Genomic DNA, 11,444 nt, shown 5'->3' with positions numbered 1-11,444 from the left:
TCGTCGGCGGGGATGCCCGACTCGGCGAGGGCCTCGCCGACCGCGGCTTCATTGCCGTAGGCCGTGGCGGTGTCGATGCTGCGGTAGCCGGCGTCGAGGGCGGTCTTCACCGCGGCCTTCGTCTCGGCGGGCGGCACCTGGAAGACGCCGAAGCCGAGCTGTGGCATCTCGACGCCGTTGTTCAACTTGGTGACAGGAACGCTGGTCAACTCGAAAACCCTTCCATAGCAAAGAAACTCACGGAATGATCGCCGACGCGACCCCACCGTCGACGCGCAGCGCGCCCCCGGTGGTCGCGGCGGCCTGGTCGGAGGCGACGTAGGTGATGAGGTTCGCCACCTCCTCCGGGCGGATCAGGCGGCCCAGCAGGGAAGTCGGACGGTCCTGGGCCATGAACCGCCGCTCGGCCTCGGCGAAGTCGAGGTCCGGGTACAGACTGCTCACGAACTCGCGCACGCCCTCGGTGAGCGTGGGTCCGGGCAGCACGCTGTTGACGGTGACGCCCGTGCCGGCCACCTCCTGCGCCATCCCGCGGGACAACGCCAGCTGGGCCGTCTTCGTCATACCGTAGTGGACCATCTCGGTCGGCGGCTGGACCGCCGATTCACTGCTGACGAAGATCACCCGGCCCCACCCGCGATTCACCATCCTGGGTGCGTAGTGCCGCGTCAGGCGCACGCCCGAGAGCACGTTGACCTGGTAGATCCGCAGCCACTCCTCGTCGCTGATCTCGAACACCGGGATCGCCGCGAAGACGCCCGCGTTGTTCACCAGCACGTCCACGTCCGGCAGTTGCTCGATGACCGAAGCGACCCCGTCGGCCGTGCCGACGTCGGCGGCGATCCCGCGCACGCCCAGGCGCTTCGCGACCTTGTCGACGCGGTCGGCGTTGCGGCCGTTCACCACCACGTCGGCCCCGGCGGCGGCCAGCGCGGCGGCCGCGGCCTCGCCGATGCCGGCGGTGGACCCGGTGACCAGCGCGGTGCGCCCGCTCAGGTCGATGTTCATCGGGTGGATACCCCTTCCTGCGTTCGCGAGTACAGTGACAGCAGACGATTACGAGCGTCGGCAATACTTGCACACGCGGTTATTTGCACACGCTCGATACTGCCTGAAGGGCGAACCACCCGCAACCGCGGGGGTCGGCGAGAAGGGGTGAACCGTGTCACTGGCTGACGACGCCGTGGAGGCCCGGGCGCAGGGCTGGCGCACTCTGGCCGCGTTGCACGCGCGCATCGAAGACCGGCTGCAGCGCGCGCTGGAGCGCGACCACGAGCTGTCGGTGAGCGAGTACACCGTGCTCGACGTGCTCGCCCGCCAGGACGGCTTCCACCTGCGGATGAACCAGCTGGCCAACGCCGTGGTGCTGAGCCAGTCGGCCACCACCCGCCTGGTGACGCGGCTCGAGGACCGCGGCCTGCTGTCGCGTTACCTCTGCCCGACGGACCGGCGCGGCATCTACACCGAGGTCACCGTCGCGGGCCGCGAGCTGCTCGACGCGGCCCGCCCGACGCACGACGCCACGCTGTCGGCCGCGCTCGCCGAGGCCGAGGAGCTGCCGGAGCTGGCGCCCCTCGTCGGCGCGCTGGGGTCGCTCGCCTTCGCGAATCAGTAACGCAGCGTCACCATCCGGCTGGGGCCCTCCGAGGACCTTCGGCCCTAGGCGGGAGCGGTTCCAGGCGTGACGCTGAACCGGGAAAACTCCCGGAAGCCGGGTGGCGAAATGACGGAAAACGCTCGTACCACGGAAGAAGCTCCCGCCGGAATACTCGAGCGCCTCGGCCGCTGGTGCGCCGGGCACCCGTGGCCGGTGATCGTCGTCTGGATCCTGGTGCTGGCCGCCGCGACGGTGGCCAACAACCTCGTGGGGGGCACGTACAGTGACGACTTCAGCCTGCCCGACGCCGAGTCCGGCCGCGGCAGCGCCGTGCTCGCCGAGCACGGCATCGTCGGCGGTTCCAACAGTGCGCGCCTGGTCTTCACCACCGACTCCGGCACGCTGAGCAGCCAGAGCGCGGCCATCGAGCAGGCCGCGGCGCAGGTTCGCGCCGTGCCCCACGTCGTGTCGCTGTCCGACCCGCTCGCGCCGGGCACCACCGCGCCCGACGGCCGCGTCGCCTTCGCCAACATCCAGTTCGACGACAAGCCCGCCACGCTCGGCACCGGCCTCGTCGACGGCATCGACAAGGCCACCGACCCCGTCCGAGCGGCCGGCGTCCAGGTCGACTACAGCGGCGCGCTCGGCAAGGCGGCCGAACCCGGCGCGGGCGACCTGCGCTCGGAGTCCGTGGGCATCATCGTCGCGATCCTGGTGCTGCTGCTGGCTTTCGGCAGCGTCATCGCCGCCGGCCTGCCCATCGTCACGTCGGTGATCGGCGTCGCCACGGGTCTCGGCATCCTCGGCTTGCTGGCGGCCGCGATCAGCTTCGCCACGGCGTCGCCGACGCTCGCGATCATGATCGGCCTCGGCGTCGGCATCGACTACGCCCTCTTCCTCACCACGCGCTTCCGCCAGCACCTGCTCGACGGCGCCGATCCGGTCACGGCCGCCGGCCGCACCGTCGCGACGAGCGGCCGTTCGGTGCTCATCGCCGCGACGACAGTGGTCATCGCGCTGATGGGCCTGTTCACCGTGGGCGTCGCGTTCATCGGCAAGCTCGGCCTGGCCGCCGCGATCACGGTGGTCGTGGCCGGCATCGCGGCGACCACGCTCGTGCCCGCGCTGCTCGGCCTGTCCGGACGGCGGATCGACCGCTGGCACGTGCGCAAGCCCGTGGCCGAGCAGTCGGCCGACGGCAAGGAAAGCGCCTGGCACCGCTACGCCGTGCGCATCGACCGCCATCCCTGGCGCTACCTCGGCGGCGGCGTGCTGGTGGCCGCCGTGCTCGCCATCCCCGCGTTCTCCATGCAGCTCGGCCACATCGACGAGGGCGCCGACCCCGCCGGGACCACCACGCGCCAGGCCTACGACGCCATCAGCAGCGGCTTCGGCCCGGGCGCCAACGGCCAGTTCACCGTCGTCGTGGAATCCTCCGACGCCGCCTTGGGTTCGTCGGTGCAGCAGGCCCTGGCCAAAACCCCCGGCGTCGCCTCGGCCACTCCGATGACCCCCAGCCCGGACGGCGCGGTGATCCTGTCCACCGTCACGCCCACCACCGGCCCGCAGGACGCCGCCACCGACGAGCTCCTCGCCACCCTGCGCACCCAGACCCTGCCCCCGGCGCTGGCCGGTGCGACCAGCTACGTCACCGGCATGACGGCGGGCCAGCTCGACTTCCGCGACATCGTGGCCGCCCGCCTGCCCACGATCATCGGCGTTGTGGTGGCGGCCGCGTTCGTGTTGCTGTTGCTGTCTTTCCGCAGCCCGGTGCTGGCGCTGAAGGCCGCATTGCTGAACCTGCTGTCCATCGCCGCTTCGTATGGCGTGATCGTCGCGGTGTTCCAATGGGGCTGGGGCGGGGCGCTGCTGGGGGTGCACGAGAAGGTGCCCATCGAGTCCTACGTGCCGATGATCATGTTCGCCATCGTGTTCGGCCTGTCGATGGACTACGAGGTGTTCCTCCTCTCGCGGGTGCACGAGGCCTGGCTGCGGACGAAGGACAACCACGCGAGCGTGGCCGATGGTCTCGCCGTGACCGCCCGGGTGATCTCTTCGGCCGCGGTGATCATGGTGTGCGTGTTCTTCGCGTTCCTGGCTTCGCCGAACGTGGTGATCAAGATCCTGGCCCTGGGCCTCGGCGTCAGCGTCCTGATCGACGCGACGATCATCCGGCTCATCATCGTGCCGGCGGCGATGTTCCTGCTGGGGAAGCACAGTTGGTGGCTGCCGCCTTGGCTGGACCGGTTGTTGCCGCACCTGGAGCCGGAGCCGGAGGGGGTGCCGGAGGTGCCGTCGCCGGTGCCTTCGTCGTCGCCTTCACCTTCGCCTTCGCCTTCGCCGGAGTCGACACCGTCCACTTAGGCCGGTTTGTCGAACCTGCTGAACCAGTAGACGGCGTTCTGGCTGCGGATCTGCCCGTCCGTGGTTGGGACGGCGGAGAAGTCGGCGGTGTAGGAGGTGCCGTCGGCGCGGGTGCCGCGGATGTGCAGCACCTCGGCTCCCTGGATGGTGCCGTTGTCCGGTTGGCTGCGCGCGCCCTCCACCGCGGGCGGCGCGGGGGAGGGCGCGACGTGCGAGATATCAGCCCGATCCAGCACCTTCTGGCAGGCGCTCACATCTTGTGCGACGGTCTGGCACAGGCCCGCGTAGTCGTGAGCCCGGGCGAAGCCGGTTGCCTGGCTCAGCAGGGCTTCGGCCTCGGCCCGGGTCGGCGCGGGCAATGTCCGAGTGTCGGTGGTCTGCCGGCCGAGCCACACGGTGGGAGTGCCGGAGATGACCAGGAGGCCGGCGCAGAGGACCAGTCCTGCGCCGCAGAGCCACAGCACGGTTCGGCGTCGACTGACCACGGCTGACCCCCTGCTTCGCTGGCCTCTCACCCGTGCGGACGGCTGGATTTTACCCGAAGGGCCGACCGGCGATCTGAACCGTCCACTTAGGTCTCCTACGGACGCAACCGGTGCAGGTCTCGGGGAAACAACGTCGTACCACGGATGTTGGGCACCTTCAGCACTCGCGCGACCCAGCGTTCGAGGCCGATGGCGAAGCCGCCGTGGGGTGGCATGCCGTGGGCGAAGGTGGCGAGGTAGTCGTGGTACTGGTCGGCGTCGGGGCCCAGGGCGGCGAGGTAGTCGGCGTAGCGGTGCAGCCGTTGGCCGCCCGTGACGAGTTCCAGGCCGCGGAAGAGGAGGTCGAAGCTGTTGGACAGGCCCGGGTGCCCTGGGTCCGGGTGGGTGTAGAAGGGGCGTTTGGCCATGGGGTAGCCGGTGACGAAGAGGAACTCCGAATTGTGGTTGTCCAGGGCCCATTCGCCGAGGCGGCGTTCGTCTTCGGGGGAGAGGTCGGGTTCGGTGCTGTGCAGGATCTCTTGCGCCGCGGGATAGGAGATACTCGGGATCTCGGCTGGGACGTGCGGCGCCTCAGGCCCCACGGCGGCGGCCATTTCCGCGACGACATCCCGCAGCACAGCCATCACGTCACGGTGGTCGGTGATGAAGCCGAGTTCCGCGTCCAGGCTGGTGTACTGCGCGAGGTGGCGCGCGGTGTCGTGGGGTTCGGCGCGGAAGACGGGGCCGACTTCGTACACGCGCTCGAAGACACCGACCAACGCCTGTTTGAAGAACTGCGGCGACTGGGCGAGGTAAGCCGGTTTACCGAAGTAGTCGAGCTGGAAGACATTGGCGCCGGATTCCGTGCTGGTGGCCACGATCTTGGGCGTGTGCACCTCGGTGAAGCCGCGGCTGTCGAGCGCACGCCGGAACGCCGCGACGCTGCGCGCCGCGATCTCGTGGCGCCGCTTCAGCTCGGGATGCCGGAGTGCGACGGCCGCGTTGTCCAGCACGGTCGGCAATGCCGCCGGGATCGTCGGCCGGTAGAGGTCGAACGGCGGCCGTTTCTCAGGTGTGGCAAGGACTTTGACGGTCGCTTCCGCGATCTCGATTCCGCCGGGTGCCTGCTTGTTGGCGACGACCCGCCCGGTGATCTCGACGACGGTTTCTTCGCTCAGCTGCGGGATTTCGGTGCTGTCGGGGGACTTGTCCACACCCGGTCCGAGTTGTGGACAACTCGGGCCTGATTCGGCTTGGCCCCCGTTTTTGTCGGGGGTGGGCGATAGAATGGAGACGGGGACGCCCCCCAGGGAGGGCGGGGGCGTGTTCGGGTCGGGGTGAGGGGGCGGGGGTGTGTTCGGGCTGGGGTGAGGTGGCGCATTGAAAACCACCTGAGCCAATCCCGTCCGGTCCCGGATCACCAGGAACGTCACGGACTTCAGGCTGCGCCGGCGGTGGAGCCAGCCGGCGATGGTCACGGTGGCGCCGGCGTGGGCGGGCAGGTCGGCGACCAGGGTGCGAGGGGACATCCACTCTCCTCGAGTGAACTCGGCGAACCCTTGGGGGTGCGGGCGAGAAGGGAGCTCGCGGTACCACCGCACCTTCGCCGCCGATGGGGAAACCGGCGGCCTCGAGAAAGCTGAGCCCGGTGTCGGGGGCCGGCCGGCGGGGCATTGCCTCCCCGCTGCTCGGGAGTGTCTTCGCGGCGGGGGCGCGGCGCCGCCTCTCAGCGATGGCGGCTCTCTGTGGGCGCGGGACCCCGCGCTACTCGGTTCCGTCAGCGCGTTGCGCGGAAGTCTAGGCACAGGCGCCGCCGGAAGTCGCGCGAATTAACACCGGCCAAGTGCAGGACTTTCGACTTGCCGCGGCGAAAGGTGACTATCTGCCGTTTCCAACGAATTCCCCCGCGGCCACCCCGTCGCGTTCACCCGGGTGGCCCAGCAAGCCCCGCGCGCCGATCCGGCCGGCTCATCCGAGCAGCTGAAGCCGAACGGGTGAGTGGTTCGGACGTCGGTCATCTCAATCCGTGCTCCATCCGAAGGATCGCCCGCGCCGCCCAGAAGAACAGTTTCCCCAGGTCACATCGGCATTTAGGGGCTTTTGCCGGGATCGTTACCATCGCTCCATCGTTGACCCCTTCGTTCGCGCTGACTTAATTTGTTGCCCCACCAGACGAACTTGGCGGTGTCAGCGTGGACTCCTCCCTGCCTCTGAGACCCGTCGGCCCGCCGCGGCCGGCGGACCAGGCCTCGGTGCGGCGCAGCAACCTCGCGCTCGTGCTGCGGCACCTGCGTGACGCCGGGCCGCGGTCGCGGGCGGGCATCGCGGCGGAGACGGGGCTGAACAAGGCCACGGTGTCGAGCCTCGTCGCGGAGCTCGTCGAGCGCCGGCTGGCGCGGGAGGGCGAGCTGGACCGCGCGGGGTCGGTCGGGCGGCCGGGCACGATCGTGGAGCTCGACGGGCGCGGGGTCGGCGGCGTCGGCGTGGAGGTGAACGTCGACTACCTCACCGCGCTGGCCCTGGATCTCACCGGCACCGTCCTCTTCGAACAGCGCGTGGCGCTCGACGTGCAAGCGCTTCCTCCGGCCAAGGTCCTCGACGCGACAGCCGAGCTGGCCGCGCGAGCGCTGCGGGAATGCCGCCGCCTCAAGGTCTCGCCCGTCGGGCTGACGCTGGCGATCCCGGCGCTGGTCGACGTGGAAGCCGGCACGGTGGCGTTCGCGCCCAACCTGCACTGGACCGACGTTCCCGTGGTCACCGGCCTGACCGAACGGCTCACCCAGCGGCTGGGCCGCCTGGGCTTCCCGGTCCGCATGGCCAACGACGCCAACCTGGGCGCCCTCGGCGAGCACGCGATGGGCAGCGTCGCCGGCACCGCGGACCTGGTGTATCTCACCGGCGAGATCGGCGTCGGCGGCGGCGTGATCTCCGGGGGCCGGCTTCTCGGTGGCGCGGAAGGGTTTTCCGGCGAGATCGGCCACATCCAGCTCGACCCGAACGGCCGCCGCTGCGGCTGCGGCCGGCGCGGCTGCTGGGAGACGATCGTGGGCCTCGCCGGGATGCTGCGGCTCGCGGCCGAGCCCAACGACCCGGTGCACGACCCGTCGCTGGATCTCGAACAGCGCCTCGACATGCTGCGCCGCCGCGCGGAGCTGAAGGACCGCCGCACGCTCGACGCGCTGGCGAAGGTGGGCACCGGGCTCGGGGTGGGCGCGGCCGTGCTCGTGAACGTGTTCAACCCACGCGTGGTGCTGCTCGGCGGCTACTTCGCGCAGCTCGGCCCGTATCTGCTCGGCCCGATGATGGCCGAGCTCAAGGCCCGCGTGGTCGCGCCCGACATCGGCGGCTGCCGCGTGGAGCTGTCGTGGCTGGGCTTCTCGGCCGCCTCGCGCGGCGGGGCCCACGTGGCGCTGGAAGCCGTGTTCGACGACCCCGCGCGGGTCGTCGCCGGAGCTGGGGAGAGGGACAGCGGATGACGCTTCTCGAAATGACGGGGATCGGCAAGGGTTTTCCCGGCGTGCGCGCCCTCGACGACGTCGAGCTGAGCGTGGCCGAGGGCGAAGTCCACTGCCTGCTCGGGCAGAACGGCGCCGGCAAGTCCACGTTGATCAAGGTGCTCGCCGGCGCCCACCGGCCCGACACGGGGGAGATCCGCGTCGGCGGCGAGCCCGTGGAGCTGCCCAACCCCACCGCCGCCATCAAGTGCGGCATCGCCACGCTGTACCAGGAACTCGACCTCGTCGACGGGCTTTCCGTGGCGGAGAACATCTTCCTCGGCCACGAGCAGGCCAGCGTCGGCTGGGTTCGCCGCGCGACCATGCGGGCCGAGGCGCGAAAACTCCTGGACCGCTTGGGGCACCGGGAAATCCGCGTGGAACGCGAGGTCGGCTCGCTCTCGGCCGCGGGCAAGCAGATCGTGAGCCTCGCCCGCGCGCTCTCGCTCGACGCGCGCCTGATCGTGCTCGACGAACCCTCGGCCGTCCTCGCCAGCGACGAGGTCGCGAACCTCTTCCGCGTCATCCGCGGACTCACCGAACGCGGTGTCGCCGTCGTCTACATCTCCCACCGGCTCGAAGAGATCCGCGAGATCGGCGACCGCGTCACGGTCCTCAAAGACGGCCACACCGTCGCCACCGGACTGCCCGCGCGCACCACGCCGACCACCGAGCTGGTCGCGCTGATGACCGGCCGCCGCGTCGAGTACCTCTTCCCGCCCCGGCCCGCCGAAGACGTGTTCGACGACCGCCCGGTGCTGCTGGAGGTCGAGGACCTGACCGTGGCCGGCTCGTTCGAGGACGTGTCGTTCACCGTGCGGGAAGGCGAGATCGTCGGCCTCGCGGGACTTGTCGGGTCGGGCCGCTCCGAAGTCCTGGAAACCGTCTACGGGGCACGGAAACCGACCACCGGCCACGTGAAGCTCGCCGGCAAACCCCTGCGGAAAGGCGTGACGTCCGCCGTCCGCGCCGGCCTCGGCCTCGCGCCCGAGGAACGCAAGAGCCAGGCCCTGCTGCTGCAGGAATCCGTGGCCCGCAACGTTTCCCTCGCCTCGCTGAGGCGCTACGCGCGGTTCGGCTGGTTCAACTCCCGCGCCGAGACCGCCGCCGTCCGCCGCCACACCGAGGCGCTCGACCTGCGCCCGCCCGACATCCGCCGGCCCGCGGGCAAGCTGTCGGGCGGCAACCAGCAGAAGGCCGTGCTCGCGCGCTGGCTGCTCAAGGGCTGCCGCGTGCTGCTGCTCGACGAGCCGACCCGCGGGGTCGACGTGGGCGCGCGGGCCGAGCTGTACCGCGTGATCCGCGACCTGGCCGATTCCGGCGTCGCGATCGTGCTGGTGTCCAGCGAGCTGCCTGAGGTGCTCGGCCTGGCCGACCGGGTGCTGGTGCTGCGCGAAGGCCGCGTGCTCACCGAAACCCGCGCGAGCGACCTCGACGAATCGGCCGTGCTCGACCTCATCCTCGAAGAGCAGGAGCGTGCGGAATGAACGCTGAACAGGCGGTGGCACCGGAGCCCACGCGCCGGTTCTCGGTGCGGCTGCGGGAGGCACGCAACCTCGGCCTGGTCGGGGTGCTGGCCGTGCTGGTACTGATCGGCGCACTGACCGAACCGGGCCAGTTCCTCACCACCGGCACGGTGGTGCTGGTGCTCACGCAGGCATCGGTCATCGGCGTGATCACCGTGGGCATGACGTTCGTGATCATCGGCGGCGGCATCGACCTGTCCGTCGGGGCGGTGGTCGCGCTCGCGACGGTGTGGGCGACCACGCGCTCCACGCAGCAGTTCGGCATCGGCGGGATCGTGTTCACCGCCGTGGCCGTGGGGGTCGGCTGCGGTCTGGTCAGCGGGCTGCTCATCGCGTACGGGCGCCTGGTCGCGTTCATCGGCACGCTGGCGATGCTCGCGTCGGCCCGCGGCCTGGCGATCCAGCTCTCGCAAGGGCGCACGCAGACCGTGACGTCGAGCAACCAGGCGCTCGTCGACCTCGGCTACCAGGACAGCTACGTGCTCGGCATCCCGCCGCTGGTGCTGATCTTCGCGGCCGTCGCGATCGTCGGCTGGCTCGTGCTCAACCGCACCACCTTCGGCCGCCGCACCTACGCGATCGGCGGCAACCTGGAGGCCGCGCGCCTGGCGGGCATCAACGTGAAGCTGCACACCTGCCTGCTGTACGTCCTTTCCGGACTGTGCTGCGGCATCGCCAGCGTGATGCTGATCATCCTCACCTCCAGCGGCACCTCGGGCAACGGCAACCTCTACGAGCTCGACGCCATCGCCGCGGTGATCATCGGCGGCACCCTGCTCTCCGGCGGGCGCGGCACGCTCGTCGGCTCGGTGCTCGGGGTGCTCGTGTTCACGGTCATCAGCGTGCTGTTCACCCTCAACAACCTGCCCACGGCCGTGCAGCAGCTGGCCAAGGGCGTGATCATCGTGCTCGCCGTGCTCGTGCAGCGGCGGGCTTCGCTCTACTCGAGTGAGAGGACCACCCGATGAGTACCGACATCCGCCGCCGCGCGTTCCTGACCGGAGCGACCCTCGCGGGCGTGGGCGCGCTCGCCGCGTGCACGAGCAACGAGGAACCACCACCCGCCGCCGCGACCGCACCCCAAGGCGCCCAGGACGCGCCGGGCAAGAGAGTCACGGTGGGGTTCGCCGGCCCGCAGGCCGACCACGGCTGGCTCAACGCGATCACCGTCAACGCGCGGGCCGAAGCGCAGCGCCATCCCGACGTGGAGCTCGTCGTCGCCGAGGGGTCGAACGACGCGGCCACGCAGTCGGCGCAGATCGACGCGCTGATCAACCGCAAGGTCGACGTGCTCGTGGTGCTGCCGGCCGACGGCAAGCAGCTCACACCGGCCGGGCGCAAGGCGATGGACGCGGGCATCCCCGTGATCAACCTCGACCGGATCTTCGACTCGCCGCAGGCCTACCGCACGTGGGTGGGCGGCGACAACTATCGCATGGGGGTGAACGCCGGCAACTACATCGGCCGGCAGCTCAACGGGCAGGGCACCGTGCTCGAGCTCGCCGGCATCGACACCCTCGAGCTCACCCGCCAGCGCACGCAGGGTTTCGACGACGCGCTGGCCAACTACCCGGGCATCCGCAAGGTCGGCCGCGCCGCCGCCGAGTTCACCGTGCCGACCGGGCAGGCGCGCATGGCCGAGCTGCTGCAGGCGCACCCGCAGTTCAACGCGATCTGGAACCACGACGACGACCAGGGCGTGGGCGCGCTGCAGGCCGTGCGCCAGGCCGGGCGGTCGGACTTCCTGATGGTCGGCGGCGCCGGGTCGAAGGCCGCGATGGAGGCCATCAAGAGCGACAACTCGGTGCTCAAGGCCACCGTGCTCTACCCGCCGACGATGGCCGCGTCCGCCGTGCGGCTGGCCCGGCTGCTCGGGCAGGCGAAGGGCGTGTCTGACCTGGCGGAGCAGGAGATCCCCGCTTCGGTGACCACGTTCTCGGCCGTCGTGACCAAGCAGAACGTGGACACGTACCTGCCGGTTTCCTTCGAGTGAAAGGGT

General features: G+C 70.5%; 10 protein-coding genes. 6 read left to right on the top strand and 4 right to left on the bottom strand.

The window, feature by feature from the left end:
• The coding region (locus tag AB0878_RS32130) for an aldo/keto reductase (RefSeq protein WP_366583959.1) at positions 1-209 on the bottom strand (209 nt) is incomplete at its 3' end.
• A 28-nt stretch (positions 210-237) separates the two neighbouring features.
• Positions 238-1,008 carry an SDR family oxidoreductase gene (locus AB0878_RS32125; protein ID WP_366583958.1) on the bottom strand — a complete coding sequence of 257 codons (771 nt, stop codon included), beginning with the start codon at positions 1,006-1,008 and terminating at the stop codon, positions 238-240.
• A gap of 154 nt (positions 1,009-1,162) precedes the next feature.
• Between AB0878_RS32125 and AB0878_RS32120 the strand changes: the two genes are divergently transcribed.
• The gene (locus tag AB0878_RS32120) at positions 1,163-1,615 is read left to right on the top strand and encodes a MarR family transcriptional regulator (protein WP_366583957.1); all 453 of its coding nucleotides are present in this window, start codon (positions 1,163-1,165) and stop codon (positions 1,613-1,615) included.
• Between the two features lie 108 nt (positions 1,616-1,723).
• A complete protein-coding gene (locus tag AB0878_RS32115) occupies positions 1,724-3,961 on the top strand; it encodes an MMPL family transporter (protein ID WP_366583956.1) in 2,238 nt (745 codons plus the stop codon).
• Here AB0878_RS32115 and AB0878_RS32110 read toward each other — a convergent pair.
• Together AB0878_RS32110 and aspS are read right to left on the bottom strand one after the other, a co-directional pair.
• Positions 3,958-4,446 (bottom strand): hypothetical protein, encoded by a 489-nt coding sequence (locus AB0878_RS32110; RefSeq protein WP_366583955.1) that lies wholly within the window; start codon positions 4,444-4,446, stop codon positions 3,958-3,960. The two genes, AB0878_RS32115 and AB0878_RS32110, sit on opposite strands and share 4 nt — an antisense overlap.
• Before the next feature lie 95 nt (positions 4,447-4,541).
• Positions 4,542-5,954: an aspartate--tRNA(Asn) ligase gene (aspS, locus tag AB0878_RS32105; protein WP_366583954.1), complete on the bottom strand. Its 1,413-nt coding sequence runs from the start codon at positions 5,952-5,954 to the stop codon at positions 4,542-4,544.
• A gap of 663 nt (positions 5,955-6,617) precedes the next feature.
• Between aspS and AB0878_RS32100 the strand changes: the two genes are divergently transcribed.
• From AB0878_RS32100 to AB0878_RS32085, 4 genes are read left to right on the top strand one after another with little or no spacing between them, the layout of a single operon-like run.
• A complete protein-coding gene (locus AB0878_RS32100) occupies positions 6,618-7,901 on the top strand; it encodes an ROK family transcriptional regulator (protein WP_366583953.1) in 1,284 nt (427 codons plus the stop codon).
• Positions 7,898-9,406 (top strand): sugar ABC transporter ATP-binding protein, encoded by a 1,509-nt coding sequence (locus AB0878_RS32095; RefSeq protein ID WP_366583952.1) that lies wholly within the window; start codon positions 7,898-7,900, stop codon positions 9,404-9,406. The genes AB0878_RS32100 and AB0878_RS32095 overlap by 4 nt, the downstream gene beginning before the upstream one ends.
• Positions 9,403-10,413, top strand: coding sequence for an ABC transporter permease (locus tag AB0878_RS32090; protein WP_360585203.1), 1,011 nt, complete (start codon positions 9,403-9,405; stop codon positions 10,411-10,413). The genes AB0878_RS32095 and AB0878_RS32090 overlap by 4 nt, the downstream gene beginning before the upstream one ends.
• Positions 10,410-11,438 (top strand): substrate-binding domain-containing protein, encoded by a 1,029-nt coding sequence (locus tag AB0878_RS32085; protein ID WP_366583951.1) that lies wholly within the window; start codon positions 10,410-10,412, stop codon positions 11,436-11,438. Before AB0878_RS32090 ends, AB0878_RS32085 begins: the two co-directional genes overlap by 4 nt.
• Positions 11,439-11,444: the final 6 nt, after the last annotated feature.

Source organism: Amycolatopsis sp. NPDC047767 (assembly GCF_040704195.1).
Taxonomy (GTDB): Bacteria; Actinomycetota; Actinomycetes; order Mycobacteriales; family Pseudonocardiaceae; genus Amycolatopsis.
The sequence above is the reverse complement of the archived record's forward strand: the minus strand, read 5'-3'. Positions and strand labels throughout refer to the sequence as shown.

What these genes read in the sequence shown, in the direction of transcription:
- AB0878_RS32095 (WP_366583952.1), top strand. Translation starts at nt 7,898, where the DNA reads ATGACGCTTCTCGAAATGACGGGGATCGGCAAGGGTTTTCCCGGCGTG.
- AB0878_RS32090 (WP_360585203.1), top strand. Translation starts at nt 9,403, where the DNA reads ATGAACGCTGAACAGGCGGTGGCACCGGAGCCCACGCGCCGGTTCTCG.
- aspS (WP_366583954.1), bottom strand. Translation starts at nt 5,954, where the DNA reads ATGTCCCCTCGCACCCTGGTCGCCGACCTGCCCGCCCACGCCGGCGCC.
- AB0878_RS32115 (WP_366583956.1), top strand. Translation starts at nt 1,724, where the DNA reads ATGACGGAAAACGCTCGTACCACGGAAGAAGCTCCCGCCGGAATACTC.
- AB0878_RS32125 (WP_366583958.1), bottom strand. Translation starts at nt 1,008, where the DNA reads ATGAACATCGACCTGAGCGGGCGCACCGCGCTGGTCACCGGGTCCACC.
- AB0878_RS32085 (WP_366583951.1), top strand. Translation starts at nt 10,410, where the DNA reads ATGAGTACCGACATCCGCCGCCGCGCGTTCCTGACCGGAGCGACCCTC.